A 17335-nucleotide genomic window follows, 5' to 3' on the forward strand; every position below is an offset into this window, starting at 1 on the left:
AAATGCTTGAGGATCAAACCATTTGTTGGCGCGCGCGCGTCAACGTTTGCCGTGGCTGCACGTTCCCGCGGCGCGCATTGGCGCGTCCGCAGGCGCGATGCCTTGCGAGCAGGCTCACATTGCCGCTTTGAGGGCAGCGAAGCCGCGATCGAGATCGGACTTGAGGTCGTCGGTGCTCTCGAGCCCGATGTGGAGACGCAGCGTCGGGCCGCCAGGCGCCCATTTGGTCGCGGTGCGATAGGCATCGCAATCGAAGGGAATCGCAAGGCTCTCGAACCCGCCCCAGGAAAAGCCCATGCCGAACAGCTTGAGCGTGTTGAGCATGGTGTCGACGGCCTTCTGCGGCGCCGGCTTCAGCACGATGCTGAACAGGCCCGAGGCGCCGGTGAAGTCGCGCTTCCAGATCGCATGACCAGGATCCGTTTCGAGCCCGGGATGCAGCACGCGCGCGACCTCAGGCCTCGCCGCCAGCCAGCGCGCCATCTCGAGCCCGGAGCGATGATGTTGCGCCAGCCGCACCGACAGGGTGCGGAGGCCACGCAGCGCCAGGAAGACGTCGTCGGGGCCGGCGCAGACGCCGAGCAGGCGGATGCCTTCGGCGATCATCGGCCAGGCCTTGGCGCTAGCCGAGATGGTGCCGAACATGATGTCGGAATGGCCGCCGATATATTTGGTGGCGGCCTGCATGCTGATGTCGACGCCCTGTTCGAGCGAGCGGTGATAGAGCGGCGTCGCCCAGGTGTTGTCGTCGATGACGAGCGCGCCGCGCCCATGTGCAACTTCGGCGATGGCGCGGATGTCGGGCATCTCGAACGACTGCGAGCCCGGCGCCTCCACCAGAACGGCCCGGGTGTTGGGCTTGAACAGCTTGTCGATGCCGGCGCCGATCAGCGGATCGAAATAGGTGGTCTCGACGCCGTAGCGCGTGAGCATGCCGTTGCAGAAATTGCGCGTGGGCCGATAGACGTTGTCGACCACCAGGATGTGGTCGCCGGCCTTCAGCACCGAGAGCAGGGTGGTGGAGATCGCCGACAGCCCCGACGGCACGATGCCGACGCCGGCGCATTGCGGACCCTCCAGCGCCATCAGCGTCTCCTGAAACGCCTTGGTGGTCGGGGAACCGTGGCGGCCATAGGTGAACTCGCCGCGATGGGCGTGCAGGTCCTCGGCGGTCGGATAGAGCACGGTCGAGCCGTGGAAGACCGGCGGATTGACGAACCCCTTCTGCGCCTTGGTGTCGCGGCCGGAGGTGACCAGCCGGGTCTCGGCGTGCTGCTCTTGGGGGTGCGAAGAATCCATGCGTCTGCTTTCAAAAACCGCGTTTCCACCGGACGCGTCGCGCCCCTGGGCCGGCCGAAAGGCCGCGATCGTTAATAACAGAACACAGAAGAGTCCCGTCAACCCCTTGACCCGGCTCGCCAGTCGTTCTGTGATGCGCAGGTGCTATTCAGTCGCCGCATGTTGAGGGGCCTGCTGCGACCTTCGATCCATTGCCTGACCGGACTTTGCGTCACAGCCAAGAAGAGATGGCGGGCGCCAGCGGTGGGGATGAAGGTATATGGCCTCCCGAGATCGGCGAGTGTTCGGCAAGGTTTTCCAGCATGACTCTTGCAAGGTCAGACTCCTAGAAGACCTGGCCTGGCAGCGACGAACCTAACGACAACATTCCTGACCTTGAGACGACCTTGAAAGGCCCAAAGCCCATGAAACGCGTAACCCTGGCACTCTCCCTTGCTCTCGCCGCCGGCCTCACCGCCCAAGCCGCCGATGCGCAAACGCTCAAGACCGTCAAGGACCGGGGCATGCTGTCCTGCGGCGTCAGCCAGGGCCTGCCAGGCTTCTCCTCGCCCGACGACAAGGGCAACTGGACCGGCATCGACGTCGACGTCTGCCGCGCCATTGCCGGCGCGATCTTCAACGATCCGACCAAGGTGAAGTTCGTGCCGCTGTCCGCCAAGGACCGCTTCACGGCGCTGCAATCCGGCGAGATCGACGTGCTCTCGCGCAACACCACCTGGACCATCTCGCGCGACACCTCGCTCGGCGCCAATTTCACCGGCGTGACCTATTATGACGGGCAGGGCTTCATGGTGAAGAAGTCGCTCAAGGTGAATTCGGCGCTCGAGCTCAACAGCGCATCGGTCTGCGTGCAGACCGGCACCACCACCGAGCAGAATCTGGCCGACTACTTCAAGGCCAACAACATGAAGTACGAGGTGATCGCGTTCGCCACCAATGACGAAACCGTCAAGGCCTATGAAGCCGGCCGCTGCGACGTCTTCACCACCGACCAGTCGGGCCTGTACGCCAATCGCCTCAAGCTCGCCAGCCCCAACGACCATATGGTGCTGCCCGAGATCATCTCGAAGGAGCCGCTCGGCCCGATGGTGCGCCACGGCGACGACCAGTGGTTCGACATCGTGAAATGGACGCTGTATGCGATGCTCACCGCCGAAGAGCTCGGCGTGACCTCGAAGAACGTCGACGAGAAGGCGAAGCTGGAAAATCCGGAGCTGAAGCGCGTGCTCGGCAGCGACGGCAATTTCGGCGAACAGCTCGGCCTGACCAAGGATTGGGTGGTGCGGATCGTGAAGACCGTCGGCAATTACGGCGAGGTGTTCGATCGCAACGTCGGCGCCGGCTCGCCGCTCGGCATCAATCGCGGTGTCAACAATCTCTGGAACAAGGGCGGTCTTCAGTACGCGCCGCCGATCCGCTGATCACCCCTGATCGGCCCGCAGCGGCATGAGCACCGAGGCTCGAAAACCGCCGCCCCAGATCGCGCTGAAGATCCGGCGCATTCTGGGCGGCAAGGCAGGCTGGAACGGCGTTGCCGTCCAGTTTGCCTTCGCGGCGATCCTGGGCTGGATCGGCTACGAGATCGTCTCCAATGCGCGGGCCAATCTCGAGAACCAGCACATCGCCGCCGGCTTCGGTTTCCTCAGGAACAATGCCGGCTTCGACGTCAACCAGACCCTGATCTCCTATACCGGCTCGGACACGTTCCTGCGCGTGTTCGTGGTCGGGCTGTTGAATACGCTTGTGGTCTCCGTGGTGGGCATCTTCTTCGCCACGGTGATCGGCTTCATCGTCGCGCTGTGCCGGCTGTCGCCCAATTGGCTGCTGTCGCGGGTCGGCGAGATCTATGTCGAGGTCATCCGCAACCTGCCGCTGCTGTTCCAGATCCTGTTCTGGTATCTGGCGGTGCTCGCGGCCTTGCCCAATCCGCGGCAGAGCATTTCCCTGCTCGGCATCGCCTTCATCAGCAATCGCGGTCTCGTCGTTCCGAGCCCGATCGGCCAGAGCGGTCTCGAGCCATTCCTGGCGGTGCTCGCGCTCGGCATCATCGCCTCGCTGGGGCTACGCTTCTACGCCAGGCGCGCGCTGTTTCAGCGCGGGCAGGTGATCCACATCTGGCCTTACGTGCTGGCCCTGCTGTTCGGGCTTCCGCTGGCCACGATGCTGGTATTCGGTCTGCCCTTCACCTTCGAGCTGCCGCAGCTGAGGGGGTTCAACTTCGCCGGCGGCTCACGCATCATCCCGGAATTCGTGGCGCTGACGGTGGCGCTGTCGACCTATACCGCCGCCTTCATTGCCGAGATCGTGCGCGCCGGCATCCTGTCCGTTCACAAGGGGCAGATGGAGGCGGGATCCTCGCTCGGCCTCAGCCGCGGCGCCACGCTCCGTCTCATCGTCGTGCCGCAGGCCATGCGCGTCATCGTGCCGCCGCTGACCAACCAGTACCTCAATCTCACCAAGAACTCGTCGCTGGCGGTCGCGATCGGCTATCCTGACCTGGTGTCGGTGTTTGCCGGCACATCGCTGAGCCAGACCGGCCAGGCGATCGAGATCATCGCCATGACGATGGGTGTTTATCTCCTTATCTCGCTCCTCACCAGCGCGATCATGAGCGTCTACGGTTGGCGCGTCAGCCGGAGTCTCGGCGCATGAGCGATGTCATCTCATCCAGCTTCGTCCGCCAGGACCTGCTCGCCGAGCGTTCGGCGCCGGTGAAGACGACCGGATTCATCGGCCTGATGCGCACGCGTCTGTTCAACTCGCCGACCAACATCCTGCTGACGATCCTGGGCGCCTTGCTGCTCTGGTTCACCATCGTTCCCTCCGTCAAGTTCCTGATGGTCGACGCGGTCTGGAGCGGTAAGGACCGCGCCGCGTGCCTCGCCGAGAACGCCGGTTTTGCGGTCGGCGCCTGCTGGCCCTACATCCAGGCGAAGCTCCCGCAACTGATTTACGGCTTCTATCCGGAGGCCGAGCGCTGGCGGGTGAACCTGACGCTGTTGCTCGCAGCCGTCCTGCTGTTGCCGTTGCTCATTCCGCGGCTGCCGGCGAAGAGCCTGAATGCCGGCCTGTTCTTCGTCGCCTTTCCGGTGGTGGCCTTCTTCCTGCTGCACGGCGGCGGCATCAACGGCTTCGGGCTCAGCTGGACTGCCGGCCTGCTGCAATTGTTCGATGAGAGCATTGTCGGTGCCGGACAGGCGCTGCTCACCTCGAGCAAGACCTCCGCGATCGCCCCGCTGCTCTGGGCGGTCGGGAGCCTCATCGTCCTGGTCGGCACGGTGATCCATTGGCTGATCTTTCCGCTCACCTGGCTGCGCGATTATATCCAGGGGGCAGGCCAGCCGGTCTGGGCGGATTTCGCCGTCACGGCCGCGATCGTCTGCCTGATCGCCTTCGTTCTCGGCGGCGGTGTTCGCACCGGCGGGCGGGCTCTGGCGTCGAGCATCGTCACCTTCGTTGCCATCGCCATCGTCATCAAGCTGATGGATCTCGACCACGGCGGATTGCCGGTCGTGACGACGAATCTGTGGGGCGGCCTCCTGGTGACACTGGTGGTGTCCGTCACCGGCATCGTCACCTCGCTGCCGATCGGTATCGCGCTCGCGCTCGGCCGCCGCTCGACGATTCCCTTGATCCGGATCTTCTCGATCGCCTTCATCGAGTTCTGGCGCGGCGTGCCGCTGATCACCGTGCTGTTCTTCGCAACCTACATGCTGCCGCTGTTCCTGCCCGGCAATTTCACCGTCGATGGCCTGGTGCGTGCGCTGATCGGCATCGCGCTGTTCACCGGCGCCTATCAGGCCGAGAACGTCCGCGGCGGGCTCGCGGCGATCCCGCGTGGGCAGAGTGAGGCGGCCGCCGCCCTCGGGCTGTCCTGGTGGAAGACGACCTCGCTGATCGTGCTGCCGCAGGCGCTGCGGCACGTCATTCCGAACCTCGTCAACAGCTTCATCTCGCTGTTCAAGGACACCTCGCTGGTCTCGATCGTGGCGCTGTTCGATCTGCTCGGCTCGCTGCGCGCCTCGTTCGCGGATCCGAAATGGTCGACGCCGTCGACGGCGTTTACCGGCTTCGCCTTCGCCGGGATCATCTATTTCATGTTCTGCTTTGGAATGTCGCGCTATTCGTTGTTCGTCGAGCGCCGCCTCAATGCCCACCGCCGCAACTGATCGAGGCCACCATGTCCGACCCCATCGTCAAGATTTCCGGCCTGAACAAATGGTACGGCGAATTCCACGTCCTGCGCGACGTCGACCTTGCGGTGCAGAAGGGCGAGCGCATCGTGATCTGCGGCCCCTCGGGCTCGGGCAAGTCCACGCTGATCCGCTGCATCAACGCGCTGGAGGAATTCCAGGAGGGCGAGATCGTCGTCGACGGCATCGAGCTCGGGCCGAACCTCAAGCACATCGACGCGGTCCGCCGTGAAGTCGGGATGGTGTTTCAAAGCTTCAATCTGTTCCCGCATCTGACCGTGCTCGACAATTGCACGTTGGCGCCGATCTGGGTCCGCAACATCCCCAAGAAGGACGCCGAGGCGACCGCGATGAAGTTCCTGGAGCGGGTCAAGATCCCGCACCAGGCCAACAAGTTTCCGGGCCAGATGTCCGGCGGCCAGCAGCAGCGCGTCGCGATTGCCCGGGCCCTGACCATGAACCCGAAGGTGATGCTGTTCGACGAGCCGACCTCGGCGCTCGACCCCGAAATGGTCAAGGAGGTGCTCGACACCATGGTCGACCTCGCCGAGGAAGGCATGACCATGCTGGTCGTTACCCACGAGATGGGCTTTGCCCGCGAGGTCGCCAATCGCGTCGTGTTCATGGACGCCGGGCAGATCATCGAGGCCAACACCCCGAACGAGTTCTTCGCCGCCCCGCAGCACGCCCGCACGAAGCTGTTCCTGAGCCAGATTCTGCGCTGAGCCCCGTGGCCGGTGGCCTCGCCCCGCGGGCAATGTCGAAACCTACACGCGCAAGGTCGATGAGGGCTACCGCAAGTTCGGGCGCGACTATTGTGCCTCGGCCTCCGAAAGCGGGGAGGTCGCTTATAGCCGAACTGCGCAGAGCTTGTGGCGTGCGCCCTCGACCCGAGGACGCGCGTGACGATCAGACGAACGGCGGCTTGATGTTGCTGCGCTTCTCCAGCCATTCCGGCACCGGCAGGTTCTTGGCGCGCATGAAGTCCGCGTTGAACAGCTTCGAGAGATAGCGGCTGCCGGAATCGCACAGCACGGTGACGATCGTCTTGCCGGGCCCGAGCTGCTTCGCAAGCCGCATCGCGCCGACGACATTGATGCCCGTCGAGCCGCCGAGGCACAGACCTTCGTGCTGGAGCAGCTCGTAGATCGCGCTGACGGCGTCAGTGTCGGGAATGAGATAGGCATCGTCGACCTTGGCGGTCTCGACGATCGCGGTGGCGCGGTTGAGGCCGATGCCTTCGGTGATCGAGCCGCCGGGCGTCGCCTTGGGATCGCCGGTCCTGAAATATTCGTACATGCCGGCGCCGTGCGGATCGGCGCAGGCGATGCGGAGGTTCTTGTTCTTCTCCTTCAGATAGCGGCTGACGCCGGCCAGCGTGCCGCCGCTGCCGACCGAGCAGACGAAGCCGTCGACCTTGCCGCCGGTCTGCTCCCAGATCTCTGGCCCCGTGGATTCGTAATGTGCCTTGGCGTTGTCGAGGTTGTTCCACTGATCGGCGAACAGCACGCCATTGGGCTCGGTCTTGCGCAGCTCGTCGGCGAGCCGCCGGCCGACATGCTGGTAGTTGTTGGAGTTGGCGTAGGGAAGGGCCGGCACCTCGATCAACTCGGCACCGCACAGCTTCAGAAAGTCCTTCTTCTCCTGGCTCTGCGTTTCCGGGATCACGATCAGGGTGCGGTAACCGCGCGCGCTCGCAACAACGGCAAGGCCGATGCCGGTATTGCCGGCGGTCGCTTCCACCACGAGTCCGCCGGGCTTCAGCTCGCCGCGCTTCTCGGCCTCCAGAATCATCCATTTCCCGGCGCGGTCCTTCACCGACTGACCGGGATTCATGAACTCGGCCTTGCCGAGGATGGTGCAGCCGGTCAATTCCGAAGCGCGCTTGAGCTTGATGAGGGGGGTGTTGCCGATGGCTTCGACAACGTCGTTGCGAATGGTCATGTCGGGGGAAATCACTACCAAGGGGTTGATCGGCTTTGGCCCGAACCTAGTGCTTGGCAGGCCAAAGGGGAAGGCTTTTGCGCTGCGGCGAACCCGAGCGAAACGGCCCGCGGAAACAGTGATATGCTCGAGGCGAGACCGGCGATGATGCGGGCGGTCGCGGCGCGGGGATATCGGTAGGAGGAAACGGCCAAACCCCGGCCAGTGCACGAAACGATTGCGCTCCCGATGAGCGTCGTTGCGACCAATTCTTGCCACGGGCGAGACGGGTCGCCACAGCGCGCGTGGACTGCGGTTGGAAGGCCGAAGAGATATCGGCACCGGCGAGATTGACGGTGTTGTGCACTACCTAGAGGGTGCGACTGAGCTGAAGGCGCGTGGCGCGGTCGAAATGAAGAGCGAAGCCAAGGGCGTGGCCGCAATATCACATGAAATCTTGGTAAGCTTGCTTACGTTTCCTGATGTTTCGTAGTGAAAGAAGTCACTGCAAGACAGGCACTTTTAGTGTTTTCGTCAGTTCGCTCCCGGCTTGCTGGCTCGGCCATCTCGCAACTGCGGCACTGTCGCGCCGTTCCGCGCCCGGCTAGTATGGATCTCAGGTTCCGCAGAAAGCATCACCGCTGTGAACGCGTTGTCCAAGGCCTCCCGACTGTCCCGCCGCGAATCGGTTAATCCGGCAGCGTTGCGGCGGTTTGATCTGCCCGGCGGGGGGTGGATGTGACACAGCAAGTTCCAGCGATCGCCTCGCGGCGGTCCTACGGTTCTGCATTCCGGATGCGGCCCGCGGCGCGATGGATTGCGGTGCTGTGCCTCGCCGCCGCCTCGGGGGCTTGCGTGCTGACCCAGGATCTTCCCGATCCCGCGCTCGACGTTCCCACGCATTACAAATACGCCGGCAAGGGCGACGCGCCGCCGTCGCTGGATTGGTGGCGTGGTTTCCGCTCTGCGGAGCTGACGCAGCTGATGGAGGAGGCGCAGACCGTCAACCTCGACATCGCGGCAGCCGTGGCGCGCATCGTCCAGGCCGACGCCCAGGCGCGGCAGGCCGGCGCGGCGCTGCTGCCGAGCCTGTCGGGAGGCGGATCGGAAACCTATTCGCGCACCTCGGGCTCCTCGTCGTCCGGCCTTACCAATGGCGGGCGCGAGGTCGTCAATTATTCGGCCTCGCTGAGCGCGAGCTATCAGCTCGATTTCTGGGGCCAGAACCGCGATGCGCTGCAATCGGCGGAGGAGACGGCGAACGCCAACCGTTTCGATCGCGACACGGTCGCACTGACCACGCTCGCCGCCGTCGCCAACGCCTATTTCCAGGTGCTGGCCTCGCAGGATCGCATCAGGACCTCTCAGCGCAACATCGCGAGCGCGCAGCGCATCCTCGATGCGGTCAGGGAGCGCCGCAAGGCCGGCACCGGCACCGATCTCGACGTCGCCCAGCAGGAGAGCGTGCTGGCGAACCAGAAGGCCCTGGTGCCGCCGCTGCGCCAGACGCTCGACCAGAACCTCAACGCGCTCGCCGTGCTGGTCTCGCGCCCGCCGGAGAGCGTGCGCGTGCTCGGCGGCTCCCTGGACCGGATCGCGATCCCGCGCGTGACGCCCGGCCTGCCGTCGGAGCTGCTGACGCAGCGGCCGGACATCCGCCGCCAGGAGGCGCAGCTCGCCTCGGCCACCGCCAACATCGGCAATGCCCGCGCGCAGTTCTTTCCCACCATCCAGCTCACCGGCAATGGCGGCTACCAGAGCGCGGCGCTGGTCTCGCTGTTCCAGCCGCATGCCGCCTTCTTCCAGCTCGTCGGCAGCGCGACGCAGCCGATCTTCGACGGCGGCAAGATCCTCGGCAATTTCGAATATGCCAAGGCGCGGCAGGACGAGCTGCTGCAGACCTATCGCAAGACCATCGTCCAGGCCTTTGCCGACGTCGACAACGCGCTGTTCTCGATCAAGCAGACCACGATCAAGCTGCAATTGCAGCGCGACGTCGTCGCCGCCTCGCGCCGTGCCTTCGATCTCTCCGAGCAGCAATTGCGCGCCGGCACCGCCGACATCGTCACCGTGCTCAACACCCAACTGACCCTGTTCCAGGCGGAAGACGCGCTGTCGCAGGCCCAACTCGCGCGGCTTCTGGCCATCGTCAGCCTGTACCAGGCGCTCGGCGGCGGCTGGGAGCCGCGAATGGAGAAACCGGTCAATGCTCTTTAAGCCGGACACCAAGCAGGGCGCGGGAGAGGGGACGGCGAAGAGATCGCGCGGCCGCGGCTTCGTCATGACCCTGATCACGCTCGCGATCCTCGGCGGCCTCGGCTATGTCGGCTGGATCGCCATGCACCAGCAGCCGACGAACAACCGCAATCAGCGCCCCGATCTGCCGGTGCCGGTGTTGGCAGCGAGCCCGCGCATCCAGGACGTGCCGGTCTATCTCGACGGCGTCGGCGCGATCCGCGCGCTCAACACTGTGACCGTGCGCTCGCAGGTCGACGGCAAGCTGATCGCGGTCAACTTCACGGAAGGCCAGGACGTCAAGAAGGGCGACGTGCTCGGCGAGATCGATCCGGCGATCTATCAGGCGCAGTACGATCAGGCGGTCGCCAAGAAGGCGCAGGATCAGGCCCAGCTCGCCAACCAGCGCATCGACCTGACACGCTACGAGCAGCTCGCTGCCTCCAATGCCGGCTCCAAGCAGCAGGCCGACACCCAGCGCGCGCTCGTCGCGCAGACCGAGGCGCTGGTCAAGGCCGATCAGGCCGCGATCGACAACGCTGCGGCGACGCTGAGCTACACCAAGATCGTGGCGCCGATCTCGGGCCGCGCCGGCCTGCGCCAGGTCGACCAGGGCAACATCATTCACGCCTCCGACACCACCGGTCTCGTGGTGATCACGCAATTACAGCCGATCGCGGTGTGGTTCAGCCTGCCGCAGCAACAGATCATGCGGGTCAATGCGGCCGCGGCGAAGGGTCCGCTCGCGGTCGACGTGTTCGGCAATGACGGCATCACCGTGATCGATACCGGCAGGCTCGCCGGCATCGACAACCAGGTCGACCAGACCACCGGTACGCTCAGGCTCAAGGCCGAATTCCCCAATGCCAATTACCAGCTCTGGCCCGGCCAGTTCGTCAATGTCCGCCTCAAGGTCGAGACCTTGACGCGGGCGCTGGTGGTGCCGACCTCTGCGGTGCAGCGCGGCCCGATCGGCACTTTCAGCTACGTCATCGGCGAGGACAACATCGTCTCGGCCAAGCCCGTGACGGTGACCCAGCAGAACGAGCATGATGCCGTGATCGCCAGCGGCCTGTCGGCGAGCGACAGGGTCGTCACCACGGGCTTTGCCAATCTGTCCGACGGCTCCAAGGTGATCGTCGGCCGCGATGATCAAACCCCGTCGGCCGATCTCGCCCCGCGCAAACGCTCGCGCGCACCGGACGCTCAGAGGAAGGACGGCGCCAAGGAAGGCCAGAAGGACGGGCAGGGCAAGGACGGCGAGTTGCGCGCCAAGCGCAAGAGCAGCGAAGGCGACCAGAAGGGGCAGACAGGGCCGGCACCGGGGCCGGCGGCAGCGGAAAGTGGAGCCAAGCAGCCATGATCCGACAACGGCCGCTTGGAGCGGCAGGCATAATCCATGGGTGTCTCTGAACCCTTCATCCGCCGGCCGATCGCGACCTCGCTGCTCGGCGTTGCGCTTCTGATCGGCGGCCTGCTGGGCTATTTCGCGCTGCCGGTCTCGGCGCTGCCGCAGGTCGATTTCCCGACCGTGCAGGTGACGACGCAGCTGCCGGGCGCGAGTCCGGACGTGATCGCCTCGCTGATCACCGCGCCGCTGGAGCGGCAGCTCGGCCAGATCCCCTCGCTGTCGGCGATGAACTCGACGAGCTCGTTCGGCGTCAGCCAGATCTCGCTGCAGTTCGACCTCAACCGCGACATTGACGGGGCGACGCAGGACGTGCAGGCCGCGATCAATGCCGCGGCCGGCGTGTTGCCGAAGACGCTGCCTTACCCGCCGACCTACGCCAAGGTGAATCCGGCGGATGCGCCGGTGATGACGCTGGCGCTGCGCTCGGACACGATCTCGCTGCGGGCAATGAGCGACATCGCCGACACCATTTTGGCGCAACGTTTGAGCCAGGTCTCCGGCGTCGGGCGCGTTTCCGTGCTGGGCGGGCTGAAGCCGGCCGTGCGCATCCAGGCCGATCTCGCGCGCCTTGCCGCCTACGGCATCGCGATGGAAGATCTCCGCACCGCGATCGCCAATGCCAACGTCTCGGGGCCGAAGGGCTCGCTCGACGGCGCGCAGCAATCCTACATCATCGCCGCCAACGACCAGATCGCCGTCGCCGAGGCCTACAAGCCCGTCATCATCGCCTACCGCAACGGCTCGCCGGTGACCATTGCCGACGTCGCCCAGATCGTCGATGGCCTCGAGAACGACCGCACCGGCGGCTGGTACCAGGGCACGCCGGCCGTCATCATCGACATCCAGCGCCAGCCCGGCGCCAACGTCATCGACGTCGTCAGCCAGATTCGCGCCGAAATTCCCAAGGTGCAGCGCGCGATCCCGGCTGGCGTGAACCTCACCATCGTGTCCGACCGCACCGTCACCATCCGCGCCTCGGTGCGCGACGTGCAGTTCACGCTGGTCCTCGCCGTCGTGCTGGTGACCCTGGTGGTGCTGTTGTTCCTGCGTTCGTTGCGCGCGACCGTGATCGCGGGCGTGGCACTGCCGCTGTCGCTGATCACGAGCTTCGGCATCATGTATTTCGCCGAGTTCAGCCTCGACAATCTGTCGCTGATGGCGCTGACGATCGGCACCGGATTCGTCGTCGACGACGCCATCGTCATGATCGAGAACATCGTGCGCCACATGGAGAATGGCGACGGCGCGATGGAAGCCTCGCTCAAGGGCGCCAGCGAGATCGGCTTCACCGTGATCTCGCTGACGGTCTCGCTGATCGCGGTGTTCATCCCGCTCCTGTTCATGTCGGGCCTGGTCGGGCGTATGTTCCGCGAGTTCGCGCTGACCCTGACCATCGCGGTCGTGACCTCGGCGGTGGTCTCGCTGACCCTGACGCCGATGATGTGCTCGCGGCTGCTCAAGCACGCGCACGAGGAGCTGGCCGTGCCGGGATTGGCCGCGATCAGCCGCTTCATCGACCGTACGGTCCATGCCTATCACAGATCGCTATTGTGGGTCCTGGAGCGCCAGCGCGCCACGCTGGTCGTGACCTTCGCCACGCTGATCGCGACCCTGGTGCTCTATGTCGTCGCGCCCAAGGGCTTCCTGCCGCTGCAGGACACGGCCTCGATCACGGCGGTGACGGAGGCGGGGCCCGATGTGTCGTTTGCGGAGATGAAGAAGCGGCAGGCCGAGGCGGCCGACGCCATCAGGGCCGACCCTGATGTGGTTGGCGTGGTCTCGGTGATCGGTGCGGGCTCCGTCAACCCGACCACCAATGTCGGCCGGCTCGTCATGAGCTTGCGGCCGCGCGGCGAGCGCCGCGACGATGTCGGCATGGTCGTGACCCGGCTGAAGCAGAGGGTCTCCGGCATCCCCGGCATGACCGTCTATTTCCAGCCGGTGCAGGACGTGCAGATATCGACCCAGTCGAGTCGCTCGCAATACCAGTACACGCTGACCGGCACCGATGCGACGCTGGTCTCCGAATGGGCGCGCAAGCTGGTCGCGGAGATGCGGCGCGATCCGCTGTTCCGCGACGTCTCCTCTGAGGCACAGGAGGGCGGCCTGCGGGCGCAGCTCGACGTCGACCGTACGCGGGCCGGCCAGCTCGGCGTGAGCCTGCAAGGAATCACCGACACGCTGAACGATGCCTTCGCCCAGCGGCAGATCTCAACCATCTACGGTCAGGCCAACCAGTACCGCGTGGTGCTGGAGGCGCTGCCGATGTACCAGCGCGATCCCTCGATCCTGTCGAAGCTCTATCTGCCGGGCGCCGCGAGCGCCACCGCCGGGACGCCCAATGCCCAGGTGCCACTGTCGGCCGTGGCGACGCTGAAGCGGACCACGGCGCCGCTGGCGATCTCGCACCAGGCGCAATTCCCGTCGGTGTCGCTCAGCTTCAACCTCGCGCCGGGCGCGGCCCTCGGCGATGCCGTCGAAGCCGTGAAGGTGATCGAGACCCGCATCGAAATGCCGGGCAGCATCGTCGGTATCTATGCCGGCGATGCCGCCGAGTTCGCCAAGGCGCTGGCCGGCCAGCCTTGGCTGCTGCTCGCCGCCGTGATCACGATCTACATCGTGTTAGGGGTGCTCTATGAGAGCTACATCCACCCGATCACGATCCTGTCGACGCTGCCCTCGGCCGGCGTCGGCGCCATCCTGGCGCTGATGTTGTGCGGACAGGACCTCTCGGTGATCGGCCTGATCGGCATCATCCTCTTGATGGGTATCGTCAAGAAGAACGCGATCATGATGATCGACTTTGCGCTCGAGGCCGAGCGCGGGCAGGGCATGTCGCCCAATGAAGCGATCGTGCAGGCGTGTCTCTTGCGCTTCCGCCCGATCATGATGACGACGCTGGCGGCGCTGTTCGGGGCGCTGCCGCTGGCGATCGAGAGCGGCACCGGCGCCGAGCTGCGCTTCCCGCTCGGTATCTCCATCATCGGCGGCCTGCTGCTCAGCCAGCTACTGACACTTTACACGACGCCCGTGATCTATCTCGCGCTCGACCGCATCAACCGCCGTCTCGAGCGGGCGCTGCCGCCGGCCGAACCCGGCGGCCCGCCGGTCGCCGGCGCGACCGAGGGGATGCAGTGATGGCGTCGATCTCGGAGCCCTTCATCCGCCGTCCGGTCGCGACCACGCTGCTGTCGATCGGGCTGTTCCTGCTGGGTGTCGTCGCCTACGAGTTCCTGCCCGTCGCCTCGGTCCCGAACGTCGACTTCCCCTCCATCTTCGTCTCCGCCAGCCGGCCCGGCGCCGATCCGTCCGTGATGGCGGCGACGGTGGCTTCACCCTTGGAGCGGCGACTGGGGGAGATCGCCGGAATCAATCAAATCACCTCGACCTCGAGCCTCGGCACGACCAGCATCCAGCTCCAGTTCGACATCGGCCGCAACATCGACAAGGCCGCGCGCGACGTGCAGGCGGCCATCAACGCCGCGATGGTCGACCTGCCGAGCGATTTGCCGACGCTGCCGCGTTTCCGCAAGGCGAACACGGCCGGCGCACCCATCTTCGTGCTGGCGTTGACCTCCAAGACGATCTCTCCGTCGGCGATCTACGACGTCGCCGATAGCGTTTTGGCGCAACGCATTTCGCAGGTGCCGGGCGTCGGCAACGTGTCGATCTCCGGCGCCGACCAGCCTGCCGTGCGCGTGCAGCTCAACCCGGTCGCGCTGTCCAATGCTGGAATCGCGACCGACGACGTGCGCACCGCGATCATCGGCGCCAACGCGCTCGGCCCCGTCGGCATCTTCGAAGGCGAGCGCCAGAGCGAGACGCTGTCGCTGAACAAGCAGATGCGCACGGCGAAGGAGTTCCGCGACATCGTCATCAAGAGCTCGGGCGGCAATTTCGTGCGGCTGTCCGATGTCGCCGATATCGAGGATTCCGTCCGCAACGTCCGCTCGATCGCCTGGTTCAACAAGCAACCGGCGGTTCTGATCCAGATCACCAAGCAGGGCGATGCCAACGTCATCGACACCGTTGATCGGGTCAAGGCGCTGATCCCCGAGCTGAAGCAGTGGATCCCCGCCGGTGTGGAGATCTCCACCCTGGTCGATCGGACCGGCACGATCCGCGCCAGCGTGCTGGATATGCAATGGACGCTGCTGGCGACGGCCGTCCTGGTGATGGTCGTCGTGTTCGTGTTCCTGCGCCGGCTGACGCCGACCATCGCGGCCGGCATCTCGGTGCCGCTGGCACTCGCCGGGACTTGCGCCGGCATGTGGGTCGCGGGCTTCTCCATCGACAATCTGTCGCTGATGGCGCTCGCCATCTCCGTCGGCTTCGTCGTCGACGATGCCATCGTCATGATCGAGAACATGTTCCGCAATCTCGAGCACGGCATGCCCCCGTTCCGGGCGGCGCAGGAGGGCGCCAAGCAGATCGGCTTCACCGTGGTCTCGATCAGCCTGTCGCTGATCGCGGCCTTCACGCCGCTGATCTTCATGGACGGTGTCGTCGGCCGGCTCCTGCGCGAATTCTCGCTGACGCTGACCTTCGCCATCCTGGTCTCGACGCTGGTGTCGCTGACGGTCACGCCGATGATCTGCGCCCATTACATCCGGCAGACCACCTCCGGCACGGCAACGCTGTTCGACCGCATCATCGAAGGCGCGCTGTCGCGCACCATCGTGTTCTACGCCCGCAGCCTGCGCACCGTGCTGGAATTCCCGCTGCTGACGCTGCTGGTGTTCTTCGCCACCATCGCGCTCACGGTGACGCTCTACATCAAGGTCCCCAAAGGCTACTTCCCGACCGACGATTCCGGCTTCATCATCGGCGCGACGCGCGCCTCGGCCGACATCTCGTTCCAGTCGATGCTCGGCCTGCAGCAGCGGCTCGCCGAGATCGTGATGCAGGATCCGGCCGTGGCCGGCATCGGCTCGACCGTCGGCAGCGGCGGGGGCCCGGGGCCGGCGACCTCGAACCGCGGCACCATGTTCATCAGCCTGAAACCGCCGGAGGAGCGCGCGCACGTGTCGACGCAGGTCGTGATCGACCGGCTCAGGCGCGCGTTGTATCCCGTGCCCGGCATCCGCCTCTTCATGTTCGCCGCCCAGGACGTGCGCGCCGGCGGGCGGCAGAGCGATTCCGACTACCAATATACGCTCACAAGCACCGATCTCGGCCTGTTGCAGACATGGGCGCCGATCGTGGCCAAGCGCATGGAGAGCGTGGAGGGCATCACCGACATCTCGAGCGATCGCGACCCCGGCGGACTGCAGCTGACGCTCTCCATCGACCGCCAGAAGGCGTCCGCGCTCGGCGTCCGGGTTCAAGACATCGACAACGCGCTGAACAACGCTTTCGCACAGCGGCAGATCTCCATCATCTATACCCAGCGCAACCAGTACATGACCGTGCTGGAGATCGACCCGAAGTTCCAGGTCGACCCCTCCAATCTCGATCGCATCTACGTCGCCGGAGCGGCAGATGCGCAGGTGCCGCTGTCGGCCGTGGTGCGCGCGAGCCGCGGGCTCGCTGCGCTCGCCGTCTATCATTCGCAGTCGTTCCCATCGACCACGGTGTCCTTCAACCTGATGCCGGACGTGCCGCTTCAGGCGGCGACTCAGAACATCCAGCGCGCGGTCGATGAGTTGCACATGCCGGAAGGCATTCGCGGCAGCTTCGACGGCAATGCCGGCGACTTCGCCAGGACCAGCGGCCGCCAGCCGCTCCTGATCCTCGGCGCGTTGGTCGCGATGTATATCGTGCTCGGGGTGCTCTACGAGAGCCTCGCCCATCCGCTCACGATCATCTCGACGCTGCCCTCGGCCGGCTTAGGTGCGCTGCTGGCCTTGCAGCTCACCGACACCCCGCTGACGGTGATCGCCTTCGTCGGCATCATCCTCTTGATCGGCATCGTCAAGAAGAACGGCATCATGATGGTCGACTTCGCGCTCGACGCCGAGCGCCAGCGCGGCCTGTCCTCGGCCGAAGCGATCTTCGAGGCCTGCCAGGCGCGCTTCCGCCCGATCCTGATGACGACCATGGCGGCGCTGTTTGCCGGCATTCCGCTGGTGATCGCGACCGGCCCCGGCACGGAGTTGCGCCGTCCGCTCGGCATCACCATCATCGGCGGCCTGTTCGTCTCGCAGATCCTGACGCTGTACACGACGCCCGTGATCTACCTGCTGATCGACCGCATGCGGCGCCGCTCCGATCCGCATCCGCTGGCGGCACCGGCGGAATAGGTTGTTGACGCGCCGCTTCAAGCGTATAGCGG

At 65.4% G+C, this 17335-nt stretch carries 10 protein-coding genes; 8 read left to right on the plus strand and 2 right to left on the minus strand.

Annotated features, from left to right (window positions below):
- Positions 1–114 precede the first annotated feature (114 nt).
- Positions 115–1299, minus strand: coding sequence for a cystathionine beta-lyase (gene metC, locus N2604_RS22445; protein ID WP_260370390.1), 1185 nt, complete (start codon positions 1297–1299; stop codon positions 115–117).
- A gap of 404 nt (positions 1300–1703) precedes the next feature.
- On the opposite strand from metC, the gene N2604_RS22450 reads away from it, so the two are divergent.
- The 4 genes from N2604_RS22450 to N2604_RS22465 are packed head-to-tail and all read left to right on the plus strand — an operon-like array spanning position 1704 to position 6217.
- The gene (locus N2604_RS22450; protein WP_260370391.1) at positions 1704–2720 is read left to right on the plus strand and encodes an amino acid ABC transporter substrate-binding protein; all 1017 of its coding nucleotides are present in this window, start codon (positions 1704–1706) and stop codon (positions 2718–2720) included.
- A gap of 25 nt (positions 2721–2745) precedes the next feature.
- Positions 2746–3951, plus strand: a complete 1206-nt coding sequence (locus tag N2604_RS22455; RefSeq protein ID WP_260370392.1) for an amino acid ABC transporter permease — start codon at positions 2746–2748, stop codon at positions 3949–3951.
- Entirely contained in the window at positions 3948–5468 is a 1521-nt protein-coding gene (locus N2604_RS22460) for an amino acid ABC transporter permease (RefSeq protein ID WP_260370393.1), read from the plus strand. Before N2604_RS22455 ends, N2604_RS22460 begins: the two co-directional genes overlap by 4 nt.
- 11 nt (positions 5469–5479) lie before the next feature.
- Positions 5480–6217 (plus strand): amino acid ABC transporter ATP-binding protein, encoded by a 738-nt coding sequence (locus N2604_RS22465; RefSeq protein WP_260370394.1) that lies wholly within the window; start codon positions 5480–5482, stop codon positions 6215–6217.
- A 184-nt stretch (positions 6218–6401) separates the two neighbouring features.
- Here N2604_RS22465 and N2604_RS22470 read toward each other — a convergent pair whose 3' ends face one another.
- On the minus strand, positions 6402–7436 hold the full coding sequence (locus N2604_RS22470) for a cysteine synthase A (protein ID WP_260370395.1): 1035 nt from the start codon (positions 7434–7436) through the stop codon (positions 6402–6404).
- A gap of 711 nt (positions 7437–8147) precedes the next feature.
- On the opposite strand from N2604_RS22470, the gene N2604_RS22475 reads away from it, so the two are divergent.
- From N2604_RS22475 to N2604_RS22490, 4 genes are read left to right on the plus strand one after another with little or no spacing between them, the layout of a single operon-like run.
- Positions 8148–9632 (plus strand): efflux transporter outer membrane subunit, encoded by a 1485-nt coding sequence (locus N2604_RS22475; protein WP_260370396.1) that lies wholly within the window; start codon positions 8148–8150, stop codon positions 9630–9632.
- Positions 9622–11013, plus strand: a complete 1392-nt coding sequence (locus N2604_RS22480; protein WP_260370397.1) for an efflux RND transporter periplasmic adaptor subunit — start codon at positions 9622–9624, stop codon at positions 11011–11013. Before N2604_RS22475 ends, N2604_RS22480 begins: the two co-directional genes overlap by 11 nt.
- Before the next feature lie 36 nt (positions 11014–11049).
- Complete coding sequence (locus N2604_RS22485) at positions 11050–14199, plus strand: efflux RND transporter permease subunit (protein WP_260370398.1); 3150 nt, start codon at positions 11050–11052, stop codon at positions 14197–14199.
- Positions 14199–17303 (plus strand): efflux RND transporter permease subunit, encoded by a 3105-nt coding sequence (locus N2604_RS22490; protein ID WP_260370399.1) that lies wholly within the window; start codon positions 14199–14201, stop codon positions 17301–17303. The genes N2604_RS22485 and N2604_RS22490 overlap by 1 nt, the downstream gene beginning before the upstream one ends.
- Positions 17304–17335 lie beyond the last annotated feature (32 nt).

It is taken from the genome of Bradyrhizobium sp. CB1015, from assembly GCF_025200925.1.
GTDB lineage: Bacteria > Pseudomonadota > Alphaproteobacteria > Rhizobiales > Xanthobacteraceae > Bradyrhizobium.

Coding starts and splice junctions, on each gene's coding strand:
- N2604_RS22490 (WP_260370399.1), top strand. CDS start 14,199: ATGGCGTCGATCTCGGAGCCCTTCATCCGCCGTCCGGTCGCGACCACG.
- N2604_RS22485 (WP_260370398.1), top strand. CDS start 11,050: ATGGGTGTCTCTGAACCCTTCATCCGCCGGCCGATCGCGACCTCGCTG.
- N2604_RS22470 (WP_260370395.1), bottom strand. CDS start 7,436: ATGACCATTCGCAACGACGTTGTCGAAGCCATCGGCAACACCCCCCTC.
- N2604_RS22455 (WP_260370392.1), top strand. CDS start 2,746: ATGAGCACCGAGGCTCGAAAACCGCCGCCCCAGATCGCGCTGAAGATC.
- N2604_RS22450 (WP_260370391.1), top strand. CDS start 1,704: ATGAAACGCGTAACCCTGGCACTCTCCCTTGCTCTCGCCGCCGGCCTC.
- metC (WP_260370390.1), bottom strand. CDS start 1,299: ATGGATTCTTCGCACCCCCAAGAGCAGCACGCCGAGACCCGGCTGGTC.
- N2604_RS22460 (WP_260370393.1), top strand. CDS start 3,948: ATGAGCGATGTCATCTCATCCAGCTTCGTCCGCCAGGACCTGCTCGCC.
- N2604_RS22480 (WP_260370397.1), top strand. CDS start 9,622: ATGCTCTTTAAGCCGGACACCAAGCAGGGCGCGGGAGAGGGGACGGCG.
- N2604_RS22465 (WP_260370394.1), top strand. CDS start 5,480: ATGTCCGACCCCATCGTCAAGATTTCCGGCCTGAACAAATGGTACGGC.